The following is a 21,604-nucleotide window of genomic DNA, read 5'->3' as shown; positions in this document are numbered from 1 at the left end:
GTTGATCGATGGGACCGGCATCAGCCGACCATGTGCAGGGCGATTGATTCCTTGACCTGTTCGATGAACGCCCGAGACGCGGGGCTCGGATTGAAAGAGCCCCACGCGACGTACTCGGCCCGGCAGGGGCCATCGGCCACGGGAACTGCTCGCAGCGCTGGGTTAGCCGGCACACATTCGACGGGCAGCAGGCAGACGCCCAACCCACGTTCGACGAGGGCGAGCATGAACTCGGTCGACATCGCCTCGAAGCCCACGCGGCGCTGAAGGCCTGCGGCAGCGAATGCCCGATCGCCTTGGAGTCTGCCTGGTGACCCGGCCGGGAAGTCGATGAACGTCTCGTCGACCAAGTCAGCCAGGGCCAGGGTGCCCGTGTGCGCTAGCCGGTGTTGTGACGCCATGACGGCGACGAGACGCCCTCGGGCGATCTCGTGCGCGGTGAGTCCGGACGCTGGGGCGACGTCGGCGTCCACGCCGAGAAAGGCCACGTCGAGTCTCCCGCTGCCGAGGTCGCGCATGAACTCATTGCTTCCCCCGCCCCGCACGGTGAGGTCCACGTGGGGATGGCTGGCGTGGAAGGCCGCGATGATGTCGGGCACGCTGACGGCTGTGACCGTCGGGATGACACCTACCGATAGGCTTCCGCGGACCTGGCCCACGGCCTCGGCAGCGACCGCCACGGCACGGTCGGCGGCTGCGAGGCTGGCGCGTGCTTCCGTGAGGAAGGCTTCGCCGGCGGCGGTCAGCTCCACCCGACGGGATGAGCGCACGAACAGTGCCGTGCCGAGTTCCTGTTCGAGGGCCTTGATCTGGTGGCTCAGTGCTGATTGCACGACGAAGCAGCGTTCTGCTGCTCGCGTGAAGTTGCGCTCCTCGGCGATCGCCACGACGTACCTGAGCTGTTGGAGTTCCACTAAACCATGATTGCAGGTCATTGTTTGGGTGAGAACAATGTGTTGGACTCACCGCTGGTGGGCGACTGACGATGGATCGGTGAACACTTCTTCCCATGGGGCCCGCAGTTCGTTGCTGTGGACCTGTCTGACGGCGCTGGCCCCCGCTACGTGGGGGACAACGTACATCGTGACCACCCACCTCCTCCCAGCCGGACACCCCTTGTTCGCCGCGTTCATGAGGACGCTGCCGGCAGGGATCATCGCGGTGGGCCTGTCGAGGCAGCTGCCGCGCGGCTCGTGGTGGTGGAAGAGCTTCGTGTTGGGCGGTCTGAACATGGCCGCGTTCTTCCCCCTGCTGTTCTTGTCGGCGCAGCGTCTTCCGGGCGGGGTCGCGGCCACGCTGGGTGCGGTGCAGCCCATCATCGTTGCCCTGCTGGCCGTGGCTGTCCTCCACGAGCAACTCTCCGGCTGGCGCCTGGGATGGGGTGTCGTGGGTGTCGTGGGGGTGGCTCTCGTGGTCCTTGGGCCGAGCGCCGCCCTGGACCCGGTGGGTGTGGCTGCAGGACTCGGTGGCGCAGGGGCCATGGCCACGGGCGTGGTCCTGACCAAGAAGTGGAAGCTCCCCCAAGGTGTCTCGCCCATCGCATTGGCCGGTTGGCAGCTGACGGCCGCCGGCCTTCTGCTGGCGATCCCGGCGCTGCTGGTGGAGGGGCCACCGGCAGTGATTTCCGGTCGTGGCTGGCTTGGGTACGCCTGGCTCGGCCTGGTCGGGGCACTGGTCTCTTACAGCCTCTGGTTCACCGGCATCCGACGCCTGCCCGTCACGTCCACAGCCCTCCTGGGACTTCTCTCGCCGTTGGTCGCCGCCCTGCTCGGCGCCCTGATCGCGCACGAACACCTCGGAGCCGAGCAGTACCTCGGCTTCGCGATCGCCCTGGCCGCCATGGTCTGTGGCCAGCTCCCCGCACCCACCCATCGTCGAAAGGACAATTCATGAACATCACGGTTCTCGGAGCCACCGGCATGGCCGGCGCAGCGATCGCGCAGGAGGCCACACGCCGCGGCCACCACGTCACTGCCGTATCGCGGAACCCACAGGAGACCAACGACCCGCATACCACCGTCACTCGTCTCGATCTGACAGACCTCGAGGCACCCCTGCAGCCCGTCCTGAACGACGCAGACGCCGTCGTGCTCGCCGTGCGCATGGCCCCCGGCGACGAAAGCCGTGTGGCTCCGCTGACCAGCCGTGTCCTCGACCACGCCGCCGTCGCGGGGGTCCGGGTCTTGGTCGTGGGAGGAGCAGCGCCCTTGCGCTCACCTCACGATCGAGAGTTGCTCGTCCTGGACGACCCCGCCTTCGTGCCGACCCAGTGGCGTGACGTCGCGTCGGCCAGCCTCGACCAGTTCAACGCGTGTACCGAACATCCGAACCAGAACTGGATCTACCTGAGTCCGTCGGCAGTCTTCGAGCCCGGACAGGGAACCGGCGCCTATCGCCGTAGCGGTGACACGCTCCTCATCAACCACGATGGCACGTCGCGGATCACCCCTGCGGACCTGGCCCTAGCGGTGCTCGACGAGCTCGAGCAGCCCAGCGCCGTACATCACTTCACCGCCATCGAGCTGGCAAAGGGTCTGGCCTAGGGCCAGCGGTCCACAGAGGAATCCACGCTAACAACCGTGAGGGGGTCGAGCTATCGGCCCCCTCCGTCTATTCCAAGGGGACGCTCTTGCTCCACGCCAACGCAGCACTGACCCCGCGCCACCGCTTGATCGTCGGCCAGCTCGTGGTCGACCAGGGCTGGCCGATCAGCGAGGTCGCCGCCCGGTTCCAGGTTTCCTGGCCCACTGTGAAGCGCTGGGCCGACCGCTATCGCGCCGGCCAGTCGATGCAGGACCGCTCGTCACGGCCGCATCACTCGCCGAACAAGACCAACGCGAAGACGACGAAGCGCTGCATCCAGCTCCGTCTCCGTCTTCGAGAAGGACCCGTGCAGCTCGCTTGCCGGCTGGGGATCGCTCCGTCGACGGTTCACCGGATCCTCGTCGACGCGCACCTGAACCGGCTTTCGCATGTCGACCGGGCAACCGGGGAGCCGGTCCGCCGCTACGAGCACGACCACCCCGGGGCGATGCTGCACGTCGACGTGAAGAAGCTCGGCAACATCCCCGACGGCGGCGGCTGGCGCTACGTCGGCCGCCAGCAGGGCGAGAAGAACCGCGCCGCCACCCCGGGCAAGCCCAAGAACAAGTACAGCGACCCGTTGATGGGCAAGGCCTACGTCCACACCGTCATCGACGACCATTCCCGCGTCGCCTACGCCGAGATCCACGACGACGAAACTGCCCTCACCGCCACCGCGGTCCTCGTTCGGGCCGTCAAGTGGTTCAACGCACGCGGGGTGACCGTTGAGCGGGTCCTGTCCGACAACGGCGGCGCGTACCGCTCACACCTGTGGCGAGACACCTGCCACGAGCTCGGCATCCGGCACAAGCGCACCAGGCCCTATCGGCCGCAGACCAACGGGAAGATCGAACGCTTCCACCGCACCCTGGCCGACGGCTGGGCCTACGCCCGCTGCTACACCAGCGAGACCGAACGCCGCGGAGAACTCGACGGCTGGCTGCACTACTACAACCACCACCGGCCCCACACCGCTTGCGGGAACCAGCCGCCCTTCTCACGCTTGACCAACGTACCCGGTCAGTACAACTACCCGTGACGGCTTCGTGGTGATCATCACCACGAAGCCGTCACAAGGAAAGCATCCCGTCAGTGCCGTGGCGTGATCGTCGCGCTGGGATCCCGCCACGATCGCGGATCGTTGCGCTTCCAGCGCTTCTCCAGAATCGCCGAGCTGCACAACTGGTACGGCACCGAGGAGATGAGAACTCCGGGCATGAAGTGCAGGCGCGCCCGCACCACGAGAGCCGTCTGGTTGTGCAGGAGATGCTCCCACCAGTGACCGACGACGTACTCAGGAATGAACACCTCGACCATGTCTCGCGGATTCTCACTGCGGATATGACGGATGTGGTCGATGAAGGGGTTGGTGATCTCGCGATACGGGGAAGCGATGACCTTGAGGGGGATGTCGATGTCCTCCTCGTCCCAACGCTCCAGCAGGCGGTCCGTGACGTCGGGATCGACGTCGACGATGACGGCTTCCAGGAAAGTTGGCACGGTGGCCTTCGCGAACTGAATCGCCCTCATCGTTGGCTTGTTGAGGTCCGAGATCATGATGACCGCGTGGACCCGCGACGGCAGGGCACGGTCGGACGGGCTGTTCAGCTCCAACTCCTGGGCCACCGAGTCGTAGTGCTTCTTGATCCCCGTCATGAGGACGTAGACCAAGGCCATGGCAATGAGTGCGAGGTAGGCACCGTGGATGAACTTCGACGTCAGGATGATGATCAGGACGACACCAGTTCCCACCAGGCCGATGCCGTTGATGATCCGCGAGTGCTTCCATCTGCGGCGCTCCTTGACCGAGGCCGAGGTGTCGGTGCGCAGCAGCCGCGTCCAGTGGCGCATCATTCCGGTCTGGCTCACCGTGAAGGAGATGAAGACGCCGACCACGTACAACTGGATCAGCGCAGTCACCGAGGCGTTGAAGACCAGCACGAGGATGATGGCGCCGGTGGCCAGCGTCAGGATGCCGTTGGAGTAGGCCAGACGATCGCCACGGGTGTGCAGACGACGGGGTAGGAAGCCGTCACGGGCGAGGATCGAACCCAACACCGGGAAGCCATTGAAGGCAGTGTTGGCAGCCAAGAACAGGATGATCATCGTGCAGACGATCATGATGTAGAAGCCCGGTTTGAAGGAGTCGTAGAAGACGGTTCGGGCGAGCTGGCCGACGACCGTCACCTGGTCCTTGACGACATTTCCGTGAGTGTCGACGAGGTGGGACTCCCCCGTCGGGTCGAACATCTTGACGCCCGTGACATTGGCCAGGACGAGGATGCCCATGAGCATGGAGACGGCGATTCCACCGAGCATTGCCAAGGTCGTGGCTGCGTTTCTCGACTTCGGCTCGCGGAAGGATGGGACACCGTTGGAGATGGCCTCGACGCCGGTCAGCGCGGCACAGCCTGAGGAGAAGGTACGCGCCATGAGGATGACGAAGGCGATACCGACGAGACCGGTGTACTTCGGTGCTCCGACGACCGTGTAATCGGCGGTGGGAGCGCGCAGGCTGTCTCCCAGGACGAAAACCCTTGTCAAACCCCAAATCACCATGCAGATCACTGAGATCATGAAGGCGTACGTGGGCACGGCGAAGAAGGTTCCGGACTCCCTGACACCACGCAGGTTCATGGCTGTCAGGATCGCGATGACGACAGCCGCCGCGACGCCTTCGTGCCCGGCAAGGCCGGGGATCATCGCCTCGGCGTTCTGAATGCCCGACGACACCGACACAGCCACCGTCAGGACATAGTCGACGAGCAGGGCGGAGGCCACGACGAGCCCGAACTGCGGGCTGAGATTGGCTGTCGCGACCTCGTAGTCACCACCACCGGACGGGTACGCATGCACCGTCTGGCGGTAGCTCATCACGACGATGAGCATGACGAGGGCAACGGCAATGCCGATCTTCCACGAGAATGCGAATCCGGCAGCGCCTGCCAGAGACAGGGTGATGAGGATCTCGTCAGGGGCGTACGCCACACTCGAGAGGGCGTCGGAGGCGAACACCGGCAGTGCGATCCGCTTCGGCAGGAGGGTCTCGCCCAGAGCACTGCTCTCGAGTTTGCGCCCGATGAGCACCCTCTTGACGGCTTGGAAAACCTTCACGACGGGCCACTCTACTTGCGTGGAACATCATCGGCACATTGCCGGTACCCTCATGACCGTGAGGTCAGCAACCGCCCTCGGACGAGACAGGCAGACCGGGACGCGGCAGAATGGCCCCGACAACCACGACATGGATGGGTGCCACCGCAACCCAGGAAAGGGGTCCCGTGCACATCGTCATCATGGGATGTGGCCGAGTCGGTTCGAGCTTGGCCATCCTGTTGGAGAAACGTGGCCACGACGTGTCGGTCATCGACATTGACGACAACGCCTTCCGCCGGCTTGGGCCCGACTTCAAGGGACGGACGGTCAAGGGGGTCGGATTCGACCGCTCTGTGCTGGAGAAGGCCGGCGTCCGCGAGGCTGACGGATTCGCTGCCGTCTCCAGTGGGGACAATTCCAACGTCTTGGCCGCCCGCGTGGTCCGCGAAGAGTTCGGAATCGACAACGTCGTGGCGCGCATTTACGACCAGGGACGTGCTGAGGTGTACGAGCGGCTTGGGATCCCGACAGTCGCGACCGTGCGCTGGGCTGCCGACCAGGTGCTGCGAAGCCTCATGCCGGAGGGTTCTGAGCCGGCCTGGCGTGATCCTTCCGGTCAGGTCCGTCTCATCCGCGTCAACACCCACACTGACTGGGTCGGGATGAAGATCTCCGCCATCCAGGACCGCATCCACACCCCGCTGCCCTTCCTATTGCGGTTCGGTCAGGGCATGGTTCCTGACGACGCCACCCTGCTGCAAGACGGAGACGTCGTCTACGCAGCCGTCGAGGTCGAGCGCATCACCGAGATCGAGGGCCTGCTGGCCAAGCCGCCGGTCAAGCGTTGAGTGCTAGACGCAACGCTCTGATCACCCGAGGCAAGGAGAATCGTGAGAATCGTCATCGTTGGAGCCGGTAACGTCGGTCGATCCATTGCCCGTGAGCTCACGGCTCATGGGCATCAGATCCTGCTCATCGACAAGAGCCCCAAGGCCATGAAGCCGGACACCGTGCCGGAAGCCGAGTGGCTGTGCGCGGACGCCTGCGAGTTGGCTGCCCTCGAAGAGGCCCGCATCGACAACTGTGACATCGCCATCTCGGCCACCGGCGATGACAAGGTCAACCTGGTCCATTCGCTGCTCGCCAAGACCGAATTCGGCGTGCCGAGGACCGTCGCCCGTGTCAACCATCCCGGCAACGAGTGGATGTTCGACCAGGTGTGGGGAGTCGATGTTGCTGTGTCAACCCCGCGGCTCATGGCGGCACTGGTGGAGGAGGCCGTAACCGTCGGAGAGTTGGTCCGCCTGTTCACCTTCCAGAAGGGCCGCGCGAACCTTGTCGAGCTCACCCTGCCTGACAACTCGCCGCGTGTGGGTGACCGCATCCGCGACATCTCGATGCCCGGAGATGCAGTTCTCGTCGCCATCATCCGTGATGGTCAGGGACGTGCGCCGGAGCGTGAGACCGCACTGGAGGCCGGCGATGAGCTGCTCTTCATGGTCTCACCGAACTACGAGCCCGATCTGGTCGATCTGCTGGCGCCTCACTGATCAGCTGATTCGGATTCTCACCGCCCTGAGGCTTCTTGTGGGGCATCCCGCAACTGTGAGGCAGCACCCACCCTGTTGTCCCGCGCTCCTCTTCGTGTTCTCCTCTTCCCCCTCGTGCCCCGGTTCCCCTCCGTCGTGGTAATCCCGGTTCTGGATAAGGCTGCTGTCAGCTGTGGTTGCATCAGGGCCGGTTGTCACCCAGATCCCCACCAGGGTTGAACGCCTCGACAATCTATGGCTGGCCTGGGGAGCATCAATGCCCCACGCGCCCCGCGCCTCACCCTGCCCAAGTGGTGGCAATAACGGTTACGACGGTCCCTGCTGCCAACCCACATGACAACAGGAGCCATCAGGACCTACATCACCACACCGAGGCGGAGTGAACGCGCGAGGTGAGCGGGAGGCCAACACGGGTCGGAAGGAAGATGGGAAACGGAGACACGAGATCAGGAATGGGGCAGCCATATCAGGGAAACAGGCACCGAGCGGTGAAGAAGCGCCAGCGAAGGGGGCTGGGGCCACCCGGTCTGAAGACGAGTCCCGGGGCCCGGCGAAGGCCCGGAAACCCCAAGATCCTTCGCCGAAGCTGTCACCTAGTCGAGGACTGCCACTCAGTCGGGAAGAACGGTGTACCTGGGGTTGTAAATCACTCGGCGCCCATCCGCCTCGGTGATCATCCCCTCGACGCTGATCCTTCGCCCAGCGCGTAGACCCGGGATGCGACGCCGACCCATCCATATCAACGTCACAGCACCAGTGCCGTCGCGCAGCTCGGCCTCGAGCCAGCGATTCGTTCCGCGAGGGTTGAGGGTCAGCACCTCGATCCTCCCCTGGAGGGACGCACGGGAACGCATCTTGGCCTCGGCAATGGTCGAGACCCCGGCACTAATGCTGGAGCGCTGCAAGTCGTCATCGGCAAGATCCTCGTTGGACGCCGTGACCCGGTGCAGGACCCGCCGAAGCATCGACTCGCGGGGGGCGCGAGCATCGGTGCCTTCGGCCATGATCAGGACTCCTCCGGGTGCAGACCCTCAGGAACCTTCAGTGGGATGACATCGCCGGGGACACGCGGGCTGTCGTCACGACGCACCACGAGGTTGCAGAAGAACTCCAACAGTAGCTGGCCGGTGGCGTCGAGCTTCTCGCCAAGAGCCGACTCGCCCATCAGCACACCGCGCAGCAGCCAGCGCGGCCCTTGGGCCAGCCAGGTGCGGGACACGTGGTACCCATCCTCACCGTCCGGTCCCTTCATCGGGACGATACGACGAAGCTCGGCACCCATCGGTCCGGGGCCGACATTGGCCTCGCCGCCCTGAGCAGCGGTGCCGCGGACCATCTCCTCATGGACCTCGTCAATCATGACGGTCGAGGCAGGAGCAGCGAAAAGGGCCACCTCGATGGCGGAGTTCCCCTGAACGACGAGCAGGCTCTGCACGGCACCAGAGGCCTGGTCCAACTGGATCTGCATCTGCATGTTCTCGAACGGGGTAACGATGAGGGAACCGAAGTCGATGCGCTCAACATCGTCGGCGTCGAGGTCGACCTCGTCGATGTCGAAGGGGCCATCCTCGCGGTCGAGGTTGATCCGGTAGGTGGAGGCGTCCTTCTCCTCGCCGGGCTCGTCCTCGTCAGTGGTCTCCTCGACGTCGGGATCGTCGGGAGCCTCCTCGGTGGTTTCGAGCTCCTCGTCGATGCCCTCATCCCTCTCGACGTCGTCGTTGCGCTTCTTGCGACCGAACATTGTGTCCTTCCTCGACCGACACTGTGGTGTCAACAAATGCAGTCTAACCATCAGCGGGACGCACACCAGAAACGCCGGTCGACCCGTATCCGCCTTGGCCGCGTTCGGTCTCGTCCAGGTCGCCGACCGGCTGGAAGACTGCCTGCATCACCGGGACGATGACGAGCTGAGCTATTCGCGACCCGGCATCAAGGTGCATGGACTCCCTGGGATCAGTGTTGATGAGCAGCACCTTGATCTGTCCTCGGTACCCGGAGTCGATGGTCCCGGGAGCGTTGACAATCGACAGTCCGCACCGCGCGGCCAGGCCTGACCGCGGGTTGACCAGCCCGACGTAACCCTCCGGCAGAGCAATACGCACACCGGTCTCGACCATGGCCCGCTCCCCCGGACCCAGGTCCACGTCATGGCGGCAGGTGAGATCGGCCCCGGCGTCACCGGGCATCGCATAGCGGGGCATGGCTTCCGAATCTGCCACGGTCGGGACGATGACGTCAGTCACGGCTGTCCTCCTCATCACGAGAGTCACTGAAAGGATCCTTGGAAACAGGTGGGGAGGACACAGCGGCAGAATCCGGCGCCACCACGTACTCGGACACGATCGCCGCCAACTTGTCGGGGTGGCGGGTACTGACGATCCATGCCTGATGCGGGTCTGCAGGATCAGCGAGCCTCAACACGAGCCCAGACTTTATCCAGGGCCGTGTCACGAGGAACGACCCGACCTGGTGGCTGGAGTGCATCACGGATGTCATCGTCCCTGCGTCCACGCCCCGAACCCGATCGACCCATCTCCACTCGATCCAGGACCGTCCTGCACCAAATCCGTCCTCAGTGACGACGATGCGTACCCGTCCGGCCTCGACGAAGGCAGCAACGACGAGCACGACGATGATGACGGCGACGATCATCCCAGTGGTCGGGCTCGTCCAGGCACCGATCGCCACGATGAGCGAGATCGCGACGGCAGCTCCGATGAGCCACCATGCAGGCGGGGCGCAGAGTCTCTCGGAGTAGACGACTGGTCCAGAAGGATGGGGGGAATTCACCGTCACAGCCTAGTCGACGGGCCGTGACGCAATATGATGACGTCATGATCCCAGAAAAGATCCTGTGGAAGGTCTACGCCGGTGCCCTCGGCGCCGTCACCACCATCGTTAGCCAGAAGGTCGTCGAAGGCGTGTGGAAGTACGTCACCGGCGACGACGAGACTCCCCAGCCTGATGACCCCGAGGTCTCGACCACGAAAGCACTCTCATGGGCGCTGGCCAGCGGCATCGGGATCGCCGGATCCCAGCTGCTGATGCACCGCTTCGTCAACAAGCGCTGGATGAAGTTCAGCTCGGTCAACCCCATCACCGGCAAGGACTTCAAGGACAAGAACGACGACTGAGCCCCTACCCCACGAAACGACAACGGGCCCCCGCCACGTGGCGGGGGCCCGTTCATGTCAAGGGAGGATCAGACGCAATCGACGCAGTAGAACTGACCGTCACGCTCCTCAGCCAGCTGGGAGCGTCCCTTCACGAGGAAGCAAGACGCGCAGGTGAACTCGCCGGACTGGCGAGGCAACACCCGGACGGTCAACTCCTCATGGGACAGGTCAGCGCCGGGAAGCTCAAAAGCCTCAGCAGCCTCGACCTCGTCCTCGTCGACCTTTCCGGAGTTCTTGTCGTTGCGCTGGTTCTTGAGCTCCTCGATGGAGTCCTCACTGACCTCCTCATCAGTCTTGCGGGGAGCGTCGTAATCGGTAGCCATAGTCACCTTCCAGTAAGGACTCGAGACGTCGCCAGCTCGCTCATTGCGAGCTGCGACCGCACAACATTCGCACCCTTGTGTATCACACCTGTCAAGTCGACAGACAGCGCGCCAGGGCATCCGGGCGGTACCATCACGCCCGGAGGCAGTAAGTTGGTGACTCACACAGCCAAACCCCGACCACAAGAGGTCGGGAGGGAAGGTGGACGATGGACAGCGCTCTGAGCCCCCGCGAGATTCAGTCGCGGATCCGTTCCGGGGCCACTGTCGAGGAGGTGGCCGCAGAGGCGGGCGTCGGCGTCGACCAGGTGGAGCCCTTCGCCGTACCAGTCCTCGCCGAGTTGGACCACATCATCGAGGTTGCCATGACGTGCCCGGTTCGCCGCGCCGGCGCGGCCGGGTCCCACCGCACCCTGGGTACCGTCATCTCCCGCGTCGCCAAGGCCAATTCAATCCCCGATGAGAAGATCTCCTGGCGGTCGTGGCGCCACGAGGACCTTACCTGGGCCCTCGAGGCCACCTGGCCCGAGACCGAGGATGGAGCTCCGAGCGCAGCGATGTTCCGCTTCGATCTCAAGGGACGCCACACCTCCCCTGAGGACGCCGGTGCACGTTGGCTCGTCAACGACCGGTCCCCTGCTCCCGCTGAGCCGTTGCCAGATGGTGCTCCTGATCCCGATCAGGAGCCGACGCTGGATCTCAACGACGAGTTGGCCATCGTTCGCGCAGTGAGCAATCATCCGCAGCAGCCGGACGACCCCAATGCCGTCGCCGGGATGACCAAACACGACGGGGTCTATGACTTCGTCCCCTCATCCCCAGCCGACATGGACATGCTCTACGAGATGCTGGCGGGCTTCCAGGAGGACTCGGTCAACATTTATGAGGGCTTGGAGACGCCGGTGGTCGACGCCGATTCCGCCCCCGGAACCCAGACGTCGGAAACATCACAGGCCGCAACGCAGGAGTCCCAGACCAACGACTTCCAGGACGAGAACACCCCCTCGGACGCGACCGACGAGTCCTCCACCGCTCCTGAGCCGGAAAGGCCTGAGCCCGGAAAGGACGCTCCTGCCAGGAAGCCGACGACCAGGGCGACGTCTCGCAGGTCGAAGTCCACCAAGGACAGCCAGCCTGCCGACAAGGACGAGCCCCGACAGGATGCCCTCGTCGAGGGTGGCGAGCAGCCGCGCAAGAAGCGCAAGCCTCGCAAGTCCAAGAGAGCGTCGATCCCGTCGTGGGACGAAATTATGTTCGGAGGACCCACCCCCCACGCGTGAGAGGTCATGACCGCCGGAGACGTTCACAACCACACGAGCCCCGCCGTCCAGCCGGGCTCGGGGCATTCGGGGCTCTCAGCCGTCGAAGGGCAGGGTCTGCTCCGAAAGGGTCGCCCTGGACATTTCTCCGGTAATCCCCTGACGGTGGTGACGACGACACAACACCTCGTAGTGGATCTCGGATCCGCCGCCGATGTCGCCGACGCCCACCTGATCCCCCTCACGCGCCATGACGCCGCCGACGATACGGGCGTTGTGGGTCGCAGGACGCCCGCACCAGCACAGTGGCGAGACGGGAGGCTGGACGACACGGTCGGCGAGCTCGACGAGCCGTTTGGAGCCAGGAAAGAGCGCGGTCCGGAAATCGGCGAGGATGCCGAAACAGTAGACGTCAACCCCCAGGTCGTCGACGACCCGCGCGAGCTGATCAATCTGTTCGGGACGGTAGAACTGAGCTTCGTCGCAGATGAGGTAGTCGATGCGCCCACCGCGACTCAACCGCGCCACGACGTCTTGGTAGAGGTCCAGGGAGTCCGTTACCTCGACGGCCTCGACGCTCAGACCGATTCGGGAGGTGATGCGGGCACCGCCAGACCGATCGTGCATGGCATACCTGACACCCTGACGGTCATGGGCCGACTGAGCGTGGTCCATCTGCAGCGCGAGTGTGGACTTTCCGGAGTCCATCGGCCCGGTGTGGAAGACGAGTTCAGCCATCCTCATCCCTCGCAGACCTGCGCCAGCAACGGAATCCTCATCTCTTGCGGGGTCAGGGAACCATGCATGCCGACCAGGGAGAGTTCCTTGGGGGTGGCACGGCTCATGATCGCCCAGTCGTCACGGGTGATCGCCAGCACATCACCGAACCGGGATCGAGTGGATTCATCGACAGGCCCGAAAAGTTCCGCGTCGACGGCGTCATCACCCACCACGACCTGAGCGCGATCTCCGAGCACCCGTCGCCAACGCTGTGCGACCTCGTCGGGACGTCGGGTGTAGATGTGGCGGAATCTCGGCTCCCCTGCCAGCAGATCGACGTCTGCGAGCAGTCCTCCCTCGTCCTCCACCATGACGCGGTGGTCCTGCGGCACGTCGATCATGCCGTGATCTGCTGTGACCACCAGTGCAGTGCCGGAATCCAGCTCGTCGAGGAGAGCCCCGACGAGATCGTCAACCCACATCAGACGCGACCTCCACGCAGCTGACTGCCATCCCTCACCGTGGCCGACATGGTCCAGGGAACGCTCATAGACGTAGGTCAGAGAGACCTCCCCGTCCTCAGACGCGGCGAGGGTCTTGCGGACCCGCTCGTCGACGTCGTCCTCGTCACGAATGGCCACGAATCTCGGACCGCGCAAGCTCGCTCGCGTCAGCCCAGACCTCTCGAACCGAGCCGGACCGACGCTGCTGACCGTCACTCCCGCTGTCACCAGGTCTTCGAAGGCCGTCGGGTGAGGCTGGACCACCTCGGGGTCGTCGCCGTTGGCCCAGCTCAATGCGTTCATGGCCTGTCCGGAGGGAGCACGGAAGGTGTACCCGGCGACGCCGTGGCGTCCGGGAACGGCACCTGTACCGATACAGCTCAACGAGGTGGCCGTCGTCGACGGAACCTGGCAGGTCAGGTCATGGCACACCTGCATGTCCGACAGGGTAGGAGCCAGGTGACGGGACTGCTCGAGGTTCTCCCGCCCCATCCCGTCGACGAGTAGGAAGACGTAACGCCTCGCCTCGGGCAGGCCGAGCCCAGCCGACCTCTGACCCGTCAACACCCTTCCCATGGCGGGCACCAGGTCGGAAAGGGTCTGCGGACCCGGTGCCATGAGATCAGGGCCAAGCAATGAACTCATCGTGCTGCTCCAGTGGCGACCTGCATTCGAGTGGCAAACCCCATCATCCGCTCGACCTGGTCGGGGCCATCAGCAGCAGGACTCATCCGGATGACGATGTCATCCCCGCTGAAGGTGCCGGTGTAGCCATGATCGGCGGTACACATCGGGTCACCGCAAGTGGCAGGCTCGAGCTCGATGCGCGACACCGCGCCCCACGTCATTTGCAGCCAGGTCTCCACGGTCGCCGCGGAGGGGTCCTTGCCGAATTTGTCGGGGTGCTGGACGACACGCGTCAGCACCACCGAGCTCACCTCCGACAGCGGGATCGATTCACTTGAGGTCACGGCCTGGAGCCGTCCCCCCTCGGTCCGCTCGTCGGTGTGACCGATGAGCATTCGCGTCGCAGTACGCAGAATGACGGTGAGATGCCGGTGAACCTCGTCATTGTCGAATGCTGCCTCGAGGTGAAGCAGATGGTCGAGGATCTCCTCTCCTGCCAAGGAGGTTTCGGCGACGTCGCTGACCAGTTCAGGGAAGAACCCACAGGACTGGATTTCGGCAGCTAGGGCAGCCGGAAGAGGAGTTCGGGCTTGATCGACAGACTGGCTCACCGGCCCATCGTCCCACGACGAAGCCCGATCCAGTAATCTCCAAGACATGTCGAACCGGCCGTTCATCGGAGCCCGAGTCGAGGATGCCCTTCACAGGCGCCTCAACACCACGCTGCGTCGACGCGGTTGGGTGCCGCGCGTGATCGGATATCGCAGTTACGGATCGGCCACCCATGTGCGCGTTCTGGGCCGAGTCGTCCTCACCAGTCCTCCCGGCGCCAATCCGGAAGAGGAGCGTCATCCTGACCGTTCTCCGCTCACCCGGCGCAACATGTTGTCCATCGACCTGCTGTCCCAGCGGGGATGGCGCAACTTCCTCGGTCTTCCAGCACCGGGTACCGAGGTCGTCGTCGACGTCAACGGAGAGAAGATCACCGTCCTGGCAGACCGTGGCGGATACGTAGACGTGCGCGTCAAGAACAATGGACTGCAACCGGGATGGCACGAGGTCACCCTCTCGACCTCCGGGGACACGACGAAGGCGAAGGTCCTCGTCGTCTCACGCAACACCCGCTTCGGCATCGTGTCCGACATCGACGACACCGTCATCGCGACCTCCCTGCCACGATCCCTCATCGCCGCCTGGAACTCCTTCGTGCTCACCGAGCAGGCCCGCAAATCCATTCCCGGTATGGCCCGCATGTACCAGAAGCTGTTGGAACGCCATCCCGACGCACCCGTGGTCTACGTGTCCACCGGCGCCTGGAACACCTATCCCTTCCTGGTGAGGTTCCTGGCCCGTCACGGCTATCCGCAAGGACCGTTGCTGCTGACTGACTGGGGGCCGACGAACACCGGTTGGTTCCGCTCCGGCGTCGACCACAAGCGGACAGCCCTGCGCGAATTGGCGCGCGATTTTCCTGATATCGAGTGGGTCCTGGTCGGCGATGACGGGCAGCACGACATCCGGATCTACTCCGAGTTCGACGAGCTGCAACCCGGCCACACCCGCGCGATCGCCATTCGGGAGCTCTCGACGACCCAGCAGGTGCTGGCCCACGGCACGACGACAGTGATGGAGGACCGCCACCGTGTGCAGTGGACCCCCGAATCAGCCCCTGTGGTACGCGCCCCTGACGGCGACCAGTTGGCTCCACTCCTGGACAAGGTGCTCAACCACGAGGACTCACCAGGGCGGCCCTGACATGCGGATTTCGCGCCGATCGACCAATATAGGTCGTTAGCGTGTGCTGCTAGGGAGGTATCACGATGGCCAAGAAGAGGGTGGATGACGACTTCACCGAGAACATCATCGACGTCGATGTCTCCCGCGAGATGGAGAACAGCTTCCTCGAGTACGCCTACTCCGTCATCTACTCTCGTGCCCTGCCCGATGCCCGTGACGGCCTCAAACCCGTTCAGCGTCGCATCCTCTTCACCATGGGTGACATGGGGGTCCGCCCGGATCGCGCCCATGTGAAATCGGCCCGTGTCGTCGGTCAGGTCATGGGTCAGCTCCACCCTCACGGTGACGCCGCCATCTACGACGCCCTCGTCCGCACCGCCCAGCCCTGGGCCATGCGCCTCCCTCTGGTCGACGGGCACGGCAACTTCGGATCCCTGGATGCCGGCCCGGCCGCCATGCGTTACACCGAGTGCCGGATGGCTCCCCCGGCCCTGGCCATGATTGACGGGCTCGCCGAGGACACCGTCGACTTCGAGCCCAACTACGACGGTAAGGAGACCGAGCCGTCGGTTCTGCCGGCCGCCTTCCCGAACCTGCTCGTCAACGGAGCGTCGGGCATCGCGGTGGGTATGGCCACCAACATTCCGCCACACAACCTCGTCGAGGTCGTTGCGGCCCTGCGTCACATGCTCGACCACCCGGAAACTGATCTCGAGGAGATCATGCGCTTCGTGCCGGGACCGGATCTGCCCACCGGCGGGCGGATCGTCGGCCTTGACGGCATCGCTGGCGCCTACCGAACCGGCAAGGGCTCCTTCAAGATCCGCGCCACCGCCCGCATCGAGAAGGTCTCCCCGCGACGCCGCGGCATCGTCGTCACCGAGCTGCCGTACATGGTCGGCCCGGAGCGCATCATCGACCAGATCAAGACCTTGGTGCAGTCCAAGAAGATCACCGGCATCTCCGACGTCAAGGACCTCACCGACCTGGCCAACGGCACCCGTCTGGTGATAGAGGTCAAGAACGGCATCAACCCGGAGGCCCTGCTGGAGCGGTTGTACAAGCTCACCAAGCTCGAGGACTCCTTCGCGATCAACGCCGTCAGCCTGGTCGAGGGACAGCCGCGAACCCTCGGTCTGAAGGAGATGTTGCAGGTCTACCTCGACCATCGCCTCGAGGTCACGCTGCGGCGCACCAACTTCCAGCTCAACAAGGCCAAGGACCGGCTGCACCTCGTCGAGGGACTGTTGCTGGCCATCGTCGACATCGACGACGTCATTGCCATCATCCGGTCCTCCGAGGACGCGGCAACGGCCCGCACCCGACTCATGGCAGCCTTCAACCTCGACGAGGTGCAAGCCAACTACATCCTCGACATGCAGCTTCGTCGACTCACCAAGTTCTCCACGATCGAGTTGGAGTCCGAGCGTGACGAGCTGAGCGAGCGCATCGAGGGGCTTGCTCTCATCGTCAATGACGAGTCCGAACTGCGTCGAGTCGTCTCGAAAGACCTGGCCGAGGTGTCCACCAAGTACGGCACGCCTCGTCGCACCGTACTGCTGGGAGCGGCTCCCGCCGTCGCTGCCGCCTCCGCCCCGCTGGAGGTCCCCGACGATCCCTGCTGGGTGCTGTTGTCGGCCACCGGTCTGCTGGCCCGTATCGACACCGAGGATGACCTGCCCAGTGGCGGGGACAGAGCCAGCCATGACGTCATCATCTCCCGTGCCCGCACCACCGCCCGTGGTGATTTCGGTATCATCACCAGTGCTGGTCGTCTCATCAGGGCACATGCCATCGAGCTGGCCAGTCTGCCCGTGACTGCCACCGCACCGTCGGTGGCCGGTGGCACCCCGCTGGCGGACCTCGTGGGGCTGGAGAAGGATGAGAAGGCCCTCGCGGTGACGAGTTTGTCCGGGGAAGGCCCCTCCCTGGCCCTGGGAACCCGAAACGGCATCGTCAAACGCGTCAATCCGGAACTGCTCGGCAAGGATTTCTGGGAGGTCATCAGTCTCAAGGACGGTGACGAGGTCGTCGGAGCCGTCGAGCTGGACGACGAGGACCTCGAACTGTGCTTCGTCACCGAAGGCGCCTCCCTGCTTCACTTCCCGGCCTCGGCGGTGCGCCCGCAAGGACGTTCCGGTGGTGGTGTGGCCGGTATCAAGGCCAAGGACCCAGTCGTCTTCTTCGGCGCGGCTCCCAGCCATAGCTCGTCGGTCGTGACGATTGCGGCCTCCTCCCCCGCTGCCGCCGGCAAGGAGCCCGGTTCGGTCAAGGTAACCCCCTTCGACCAGTTTCCGCCCAAGGGCCGTGCGACCGGCGGCATGAGATGTCAGCGCTTCCTCAAGGGTGAAACGGCCTTGGTGCTCGCCTGGATCGGCCCTGACCCTGCCGTGGCATGTGCGGCATCCGGTGTTCCTGTCGAGCTGCCGGAGCCGAGCCTGCGTCGTGACGGTTCCGGGGATCAGGGACGCCAGCCCATCCTGGCCGTCAGTACCCGTAATCATGGCGGTGACGACGTGGCCAATCCCGCCGACCGGCTCGATCCGGACACCTCGGACGACGATCTCGAACCCACCGCTGTCAAGGACGGGACGACTCCAGACGCGGGCGGAGCTCTCATCCCCGCCCCGGAGTCGACCCTCGCGAAGGACTCGGAGGAGTCCAAGCCGCACCGCCGTCGTCGCCGTACCAAGACTGAGCACGACGACGAATCAGAACCGGATCTCTTCAGCTGATCAGGAGACTGTGACCATGTTCGACGACCTGATGGATGGCAATGCCCGCTATGCCGAGTCCTTCGACCTGGCAGACGTGCCGGGGCAGGCAGCTCGAGGGGTCGGGATCGTCTGTTGCATGGATTCCCGGCTGGATCCTCCGGCAATCTTCGATCTCAAGGTCGGGGACGCGAAGGTGCTGCGTACTCCTGGTGGCCGGTTGACCCCCGATGCTCGCATCGGGCTCGTCGTGGGCTCTCACGTCCTCGGGATTGATCGAATCGTCATGCTGGCCCACACCAAGTGCGCGATGGCCAGCGGGGACGACACCTCGGTCATCGAGAAGGTGCGACAGACCGACGGCACTGACCTGTCAGGCATGCGTATCGGATCAACCCCCGATCAGATGGCTGGCCTGCGTCACGATGTCGCGACTCTACGCCGGGACCCGCTGGTGGCCGCCGACGTGTGCGGCATGGTCTACGACGTCACGACCGGACGGGTCGAGCGGGTCTGCTGATCCCAGTCGTCCGCGAACAGTTGCCTGTCCAGGTGTCCTGGTTCAGGTGAGCCGGGATGCCTGAACCAATCACTTGTTCTGGGGCTCGGCGGTGCTGACCGGGATCATCGCCACCAGACCGACCACGAGCATCAGGACGATACCGATGATTCCCCAGTACTGGTTGTTGTCGCCACCCGTGACGGCGTGTCCCATCGTGACGAGGAGACCGAAGAGGGCTGGTGCCAGGAAGGACACCGCCTTACCCGTCGTGGCGTAGAGGCCGAACACCTCGCCTTGGCATCCCGGCGGACAGATCCGGGCGAGGAGACTTCGCGAGGCCGACTGGGCCGGGCCGACGAAGCCGCACATGATGAGGCCGAGCACCCAGAACACCATGGCCGAACCGTTGTGGCCGATGAAGACACCGATGCCACAGGCAGACAGCACGACCAAAGAGACGATGATGAGGTGTTTGGGACCGATCCGGTCGTCCAGGCGTCCCAGCAGGATAGTCGAGATACCGGCGACCAGATTGGCCACGATGCCGAAGATGAGGACATCGGCAGCGCTGAATCCAAAGGTCTGACGGGCCAACGGGCCACCGAACTGGAAGACGCCGTTGAGGCCGTCACGGAACAGCGCCGAGGCGACGAGGAAGATGATGGTGTTGCGGCTGATGTGCCAGATTCTCACCACGCTGCGCCACAGTTCGGCGTAGGCATGTCCCAGCGCGCGGAATCCTCGTAACTGGGGCTCGGACTGGTCCACCGGGCGTGGGTCGTCACGCAGGATGAGGAAGATGGGCAGGGTCAGCGCCAGAATCCAGATGGCGCAGAACAGCATCGCCACACGGATGTTCATGCCTTCGTGGCTCGTGACCCCGAACCAACCGACCTTCGGCTTGATCCAGGCGATGTAGATGACGAGCAGAGCGATGATGCCGCCCAGGTAACCCATGCCCCATCCCAGACCGGAAATGCGACCGATCTTGCCGGGCTCCGCGACGTCGTCGAGCATGCCGTTGTACAGCGAGCTGCCGACATCCGAGATGACCGTGCCGACTCCCAACAACACCAGCCCAAGGAGGAGGTAGGACGGATGGGGCTTGACGAAGAACAGCAGCCCGGACATCACGGTCAGGGTCCAGGTGAGCCATTTCAGGGCAGTCACCTGGCGTCCTCGTCTATCTGCCCACTGGCCGACGATCGGCGCCAGCAAGGCGATCGCCAGACCGGCCAGACTCATCGTCCATGACAGGGCCGTGACGGTGGTGTCCTTCGGCCCGAAGGCGTCACCGACAAGGTAAACGGCAAAGACGAAGGTGGTGATGACCGATGCGAAAGGCTGAGTGCCCGGATCCCACATGGCCCAGGCGAAGACGCGTTTGCGTTGGTCCGCCGGCACGTCGACGTGGCTCATGGTTGTGGAGTTTAGCGGTGCCCAGCCACTTGTGGTCACTGCTCATCGCAGCATCAACCCAGCACGACGGGAACCCAAAAAGCTCCCACCAGGATCGTCACGACGATCGAGACGGTCCCCGGAATGACGAAGGGATGGTTGAAGACGATGCGTCCAACTCGCGTCGAGCCGGTGTCGTCCATCTCCATAGCGGCAACCGTCGTAGGGTAGTTCGGCAGCAGATAGTAATTGGCCACTGCCGGGTAGCAAGCCAGCATCACCGCGGGTGACACACCGATCTTGGCCACCACCGGCATGAAGGCAACGGTGGTCGCAGCGTGAGAGAACATCAGTGGCGCAGCCAGATACAGGATCACCGACAGGAACCACGGGGCGGAGTGCAGGATCGAAGCGCCAGCATGGGTCAGGACGTCCATGTAGCTATTGACAAACATGTTGCCAAGCCATGCCAGCCCCAGAATACAGATTGCTGCTGACATTCCGGCCCTAAATGTCGCCTGGGTAGTGAGCTGCTTGACGTCCTCATGCGAGATCATGCAGATGATCATCGCTGTCGCCAACATGATGAGCATGATCGCCGCCGACGACGTCATAGGTAGCTTGGACAGCACACCGACTTCCTCTGACGAAATGGTGGCGTAACCGACCACCACGACAAGGGCGATCAGGAAGGCGACAAGGCTGGGTACGGCCGATCGCTTTGGCTTCCAGGCGGTGTCGCCGACAGCCGCATTGTGGCTCACCAAGCCCTTGGCCTCGCGTTCCTGACAGACCGGGTCATCCTCGAGATCTTTGCCCTGGTGCGATGCCACAACCGCACCAACAGCGCACCCGATAAAGGTGGTAGGAATCGTCACCGCAAGAATCTTGAGGTATCCCACCCCCAACGGCTCCAGAACTCCGACCAACGCCAATGTCGATGCCGAAATCGGTGAGGATGCAACCGCGACCTGGGACGCAACAACAGCTATGGACAACGGTCTCGACGGTCTGATCTTGTGCTCCTTCGCCACTTCGACGATGATAGGCAACACAAAATATGCGGTATGTCCAGTGCCACACAGCAAGGAGAGGAGGAACGTTGATAACGGCGCAAGATAATTGATGTGGTCGGGTTCTTGCGCAGCATGACCTCAGTCAGGTGCACCAAGTAGTCCATACCACCTGCAAGTTGGAGGGCTGCGATGGCGCAGATGACGGTCATGATGATTCCGATGACCGTCCAGGGAATGTCCTCAGCTACTTTCGTGTGGAGACCAGTGGCGGCGAGGACAATACATCCCGCGCCTCCCACGAGCCCGACACCAACCCCACCGAGGCGCGACCCGATGATGATGAAGATGATGGCCACAGCAAGGTGGAACCAGATCATTGCTGCAGCCTCCCCGCAGCGGA

The 21,604-nt window shown here is 64.0% G+C and carries 21 protein-coding genes and 1 pseudogene; 10 read left to right on the top strand and 12 right to left on the bottom strand.

All coding sequences use genetic code 11. The features are described 5' to 3' along the window. Window positions 1-20: 20 nt before the first annotated feature. Window positions 21-914, bottom strand: coding sequence for a LysR family transcriptional regulator (locus ACP8ML_RS05395; protein WP_031943895.1), 894 nt, complete (start codon window positions 912-914; stop codon window positions 21-23). A gap of 37 nt (window positions 915-951) precedes the next feature. On the opposite strand from ACP8ML_RS05395, the gene ACP8ML_RS05390 reads away from it, so the two are divergent. The 3 genes from ACP8ML_RS05390 (at window position 952) to ACP8ML_RS05380 (ending at window position 3,622) form a co-directional block, all read left to right on the top strand. Then, complete coding sequence (locus ACP8ML_RS05390) at window positions 952-1,893, top strand: EamA family transporter (RefSeq protein WP_200869978.1); 942 nt, start codon at window positions 952-954, stop codon at window positions 1,891-1,893. Beyond that, the gene (locus tag ACP8ML_RS05385; protein ID WP_036316262.1) at window positions 1,890-2,543 is read left to right on the top strand and encodes an NAD(P)-dependent oxidoreductase; all 654 of its coding nucleotides are present in this window, start codon (window positions 1,890-1,892) and stop codon (window positions 2,541-2,543) included. Before ACP8ML_RS05390 ends, ACP8ML_RS05385 begins: the two co-directional genes overlap by 4 nt. Window positions 2,544-2,629: 86 nt before the next feature. After that, window positions 2,630-3,622, top strand: a complete 993-nt coding sequence (locus ACP8ML_RS05380) for an IS481 family transposase (protein ID WP_117189606.1) — start codon at window positions 2,630-2,632, stop codon at window positions 3,620-3,622. 50 nt (window positions 3,623-3,672) lie between these two features. Here the strand turns inward: ACP8ML_RS05380 and ACP8ML_RS05375 are convergent, their stop codons facing one another. Continuing rightward, window positions 3,673-5,697, bottom strand: coding sequence for an APC family permease (locus ACP8ML_RS05375; RefSeq protein WP_065672682.1), 2,025 nt, complete (start codon window positions 5,695-5,697; stop codon window positions 3,673-3,675). A 134-nt stretch (window positions 5,698-5,831) separates the two neighbouring features. Here ACP8ML_RS05375 and ACP8ML_RS05370 point away from each other — a divergent pair, with 134 nt between their 5' ends. Continuing rightward, complete coding sequence (locus ACP8ML_RS05370; protein WP_081302568.1) at window positions 5,832-6,527, top strand: potassium channel family protein; 696 nt, start codon at window positions 5,832-5,834, stop codon at window positions 6,525-6,527. A gap of 42 nt (window positions 6,528-6,569) precedes the next feature. After that, on the top strand, window positions 6,570-7,229 hold the full coding sequence (locus ACP8ML_RS05365; protein WP_016667543.1) for a potassium channel family protein: 660 nt from the start codon (window positions 6,570-6,572) through the stop codon (window positions 7,227-7,229). A gap of 611 nt (window positions 7,230-7,840) precedes the next feature. Here the strand turns inward: ACP8ML_RS05365 and ACP8ML_RS05360 are convergent. From ACP8ML_RS05360 to ACP8ML_RS05345, 4 genes are read right to left on the bottom strand one after another with little or no spacing between them, the layout of a single operon-like run. Beyond that, window positions 7,841-8,233 (bottom strand): OB-fold nucleic acid binding domain-containing protein, encoded by a 393-nt coding sequence (locus ACP8ML_RS05360; RefSeq protein ID WP_065672680.1) that lies wholly within the window; start codon window positions 8,231-8,233, stop codon window positions 7,841-7,843. Between the two features lie 2 nt (window positions 8,234-8,235). After that, window positions 8,236-8,970, bottom strand: coding sequence for a DUF3710 domain-containing protein (locus tag ACP8ML_RS05355; RefSeq protein WP_065672679.1), 735 nt, complete (start codon window positions 8,968-8,970; stop codon window positions 8,236-8,238). 43 nt (window positions 8,971-9,013) lie between these two features. Continuing rightward, a complete protein-coding gene (gene dut, locus ACP8ML_RS05350; protein ID WP_065672678.1) occupies window positions 9,014-9,472 on the bottom strand; it encodes a dUTP diphosphatase in 459 nt (152 codons plus the stop codon). Continuing rightward, complete coding sequence (locus ACP8ML_RS05345; RefSeq protein ID WP_036975951.1) at window positions 9,465-10,025, bottom strand: DUF3093 domain-containing protein; 561 nt, start codon at window positions 10,023-10,025, stop codon at window positions 9,465-9,467. The genes dut and ACP8ML_RS05345 overlap by 8 nt, the downstream gene beginning before the upstream one ends. A 38-nt stretch (window positions 10,026-10,063) precedes the next feature. Here ACP8ML_RS05345 and ACP8ML_RS05340 point away from each other — a divergent pair, with 38 nt between their 5' ends. Continuing rightward, window positions 10,064-10,363, top strand: a complete 300-nt coding sequence (locus tag ACP8ML_RS05340) for a DUF4235 domain-containing protein (RefSeq protein WP_015582794.1) — start codon at window positions 10,064-10,066, stop codon at window positions 10,361-10,363. A 68-nt stretch (window positions 10,364-10,431) separates the two neighbouring features. Here ACP8ML_RS05340 and ACP8ML_RS05335 read toward each other — a convergent pair whose 3' ends face one another. Further along, window positions 10,432-10,728 (bottom strand): DUF4193 domain-containing protein, encoded by a 297-nt coding sequence (locus tag ACP8ML_RS05335; RefSeq protein ID WP_002513666.1) that lies wholly within the window; start codon window positions 10,726-10,728, stop codon window positions 10,432-10,434. 209 nt (window positions 10,729-10,937) lie between these two features. Here ACP8ML_RS05335 and sepH point away from each other — a divergent pair, with 209 nt between their 5' ends. Beyond that, a complete protein-coding gene (gene sepH / locus ACP8ML_RS05330; RefSeq protein WP_065672676.1) occupies window positions 10,938-12,008 on the top strand; it encodes a septation protein SepH in 1,071 nt (356 codons plus the stop codon). A 75-nt stretch (window positions 12,009-12,083) separates the two neighbouring features. Here the strand turns inward: sepH and ACP8ML_RS05325 are convergent, their stop codons facing one another. The 3 genes from ACP8ML_RS05325 to ACP8ML_RS05315 are packed head-to-tail and all read right to left on the bottom strand — an operon-like array spanning window position 12,084 to window position 14,514. Next, window positions 12,084-12,731 (bottom strand): thymidine kinase, encoded by a 648-nt coding sequence (locus tag ACP8ML_RS05325; protein ID WP_036975948.1) that lies wholly within the window; start codon window positions 12,729-12,731, stop codon window positions 12,084-12,086. Then, window positions 12,728-13,855, bottom strand: coding sequence for an alkaline phosphatase family protein (locus ACP8ML_RS05320; RefSeq protein WP_117189605.1), 1,128 nt, complete (start codon window positions 13,853-13,855; stop codon window positions 12,728-12,730). The genes ACP8ML_RS05325 and ACP8ML_RS05320 overlap by 4 nt, the downstream gene beginning before the upstream one ends. Continuing rightward, entirely contained in the window at window positions 13,852-14,514 is a 663-nt protein-coding gene (locus ACP8ML_RS05315; RefSeq protein ID WP_036975946.1) for a DUF5998 family protein, read from the bottom strand. Before ACP8ML_RS05315 ends, ACP8ML_RS05320 begins: the two co-directional genes overlap by 4 nt. Between ACP8ML_RS05315 and ACP8ML_RS05310 the strand changes: the two genes are divergently transcribed. From ACP8ML_RS05310 to ACP8ML_RS05300, 3 genes are all read left to right on the top strand, one after another. Continuing rightward, window positions 14,495-15,592 (top strand): App1 family protein phosphatidate phosphatase, encoded by a 1,098-nt coding sequence (locus ACP8ML_RS05310; RefSeq protein ID WP_333490119.1) that lies wholly within the window; start codon window positions 14,495-14,497, stop codon window positions 15,590-15,592. The two genes, ACP8ML_RS05315 and ACP8ML_RS05310, sit on opposite strands and share 20 nt — an antisense overlap. Before the next feature lie 65 nt (window positions 15,593-15,657). Further along, window positions 15,658-18,309: a DNA gyrase/topoisomerase IV subunit A gene (locus ACP8ML_RS05305; protein WP_117189604.1), complete on the top strand. Its 2,652-nt coding sequence runs from the start codon at window positions 15,658-15,660 to the stop codon at window positions 18,307-18,309. Window positions 18,310-18,325: 16 nt separating this feature from the next. Continuing rightward, window positions 18,326-18,808 (top strand): carbonic anhydrase, encoded by a 483-nt coding sequence (locus tag ACP8ML_RS05300; protein ID WP_065672673.1) that lies wholly within the window; start codon window positions 18,326-18,328, stop codon window positions 18,806-18,808. A 69-nt stretch (window positions 18,809-18,877) separates the two neighbouring features. Here the strand turns inward: ACP8ML_RS05300 and ACP8ML_RS05295 are convergent, their stop codons facing one another. Continuing rightward, the gene (locus ACP8ML_RS05295) at window positions 18,878-20,209 is read right to left on the bottom strand and encodes an MFS transporter (protein WP_117189603.1); all 1,332 of its coding nucleotides are present in this window, start codon (window positions 20,207-20,209) and stop codon (window positions 18,878-18,880) included. 53 nt (window positions 20,210-20,262) lie between these two features. Next, window positions 20,263-21,581: pseudogene (locus ACP8ML_RS05290) on the bottom strand (anaerobic C4-dicarboxylate transporter family protein). Between the last annotated feature and the right edge of the window lie 23 nt (window positions 21,582-21,604).

This window comes from Cutibacterium sp. LaCa_255, from assembly GCF_057458005.1.
The sequence above is the reverse complement of the archived record's forward strand: the minus strand, read 5'-3'. Positions and strand labels throughout refer to the sequence as shown.

Excerpts from the sequence above, each read along its gene's own strand:
- ACP8ML_RS05305 (WP_117189604.1), top strand. The coding sequence starts at position 15,658 with ATGGCCAAGAAGAGGGTGGATGACGACTTCACCGAGAACATCATCGAC.
- ACP8ML_RS05315 (WP_036975946.1), bottom strand. The coding sequence starts at position 14,514 with ATGAACGGCCGGTTCGACATGTCTTGGAGATTACTGGATCGGGCTTCG.
- sepH (WP_065672676.1), top strand. The coding sequence starts at position 10,938 with ATGGACAGCGCTCTGAGCCCCCGCGAGATTCAGTCGCGGATCCGTTCC.
- ACP8ML_RS05355 (WP_065672679.1), bottom strand. The coding sequence starts at position 8,970 with ATGTTCGGTCGCAAGAAGCGCAACGACGACGTCGAGAGGGATGAGGGC.
- ACP8ML_RS05385 (WP_036316262.1), top strand. The coding sequence starts at position 1,890 with ATGAACATCACGGTTCTCGGAGCCACCGGCATGGCCGGCGCAGCGATC.
- ACP8ML_RS05310 (WP_333490119.1), top strand. The coding sequence starts at position 14,495 with ATGTCGAACCGGCCGTTCATCGGAGCCCGAGTCGAGGATGCCCTTCAC.
- ACP8ML_RS05390 (WP_200869978.1), top strand. The coding sequence starts at position 952 with ATGTGTTGGACTCACCGCTGGTGGGCGACTGACGATGGATCGGTGAAC.
- ACP8ML_RS05360 (WP_065672680.1), bottom strand. The coding sequence starts at position 8,233 with ATGGCCGAAGGCACCGATGCTCGCGCCCCCCGCGAGTCGATGCTTCGG.
- ACP8ML_RS05325 (WP_036975948.1), bottom strand. The coding sequence starts at position 12,731 with ATGAGGATGGCTGAACTCGTCTTCCACACCGGGCCGATGGACTCCGGA.
- ACP8ML_RS05320 (WP_117189605.1), bottom strand. The coding sequence starts at position 13,855 with ATGAGTTCATTGCTTGGCCCTGATCTCATGGCACCGGGTCCGCAGACC.
- ACP8ML_RS05295 (WP_117189603.1), bottom strand. The coding sequence starts at position 20,209 with ATGAGCCACGTCGACGTGCCGGCGGACCAACGCAAACGCGTCTTCGCC.
- ACP8ML_RS05335 (WP_002513666.1), bottom strand. The coding sequence starts at position 10,728 with ATGGCTACCGATTACGACGCTCCCCGCAAGACTGATGAGGAGGTCAGT.
- ACP8ML_RS05370 (WP_081302568.1), top strand. The coding sequence starts at position 5,832 with ATGGGTGCCACCGCAACCCAGGAAAGGGGTCCCGTGCACATCGTCATC.
- ACP8ML_RS05340 (WP_015582794.1), top strand. The coding sequence starts at position 10,064 with ATGATCCCAGAAAAGATCCTGTGGAAGGTCTACGCCGGTGCCCTCGGC.
- ACP8ML_RS05300 (WP_065672673.1), top strand. The coding sequence starts at position 18,326 with ATGTTCGACGACCTGATGGATGGCAATGCCCGCTATGCCGAGTCCTTC.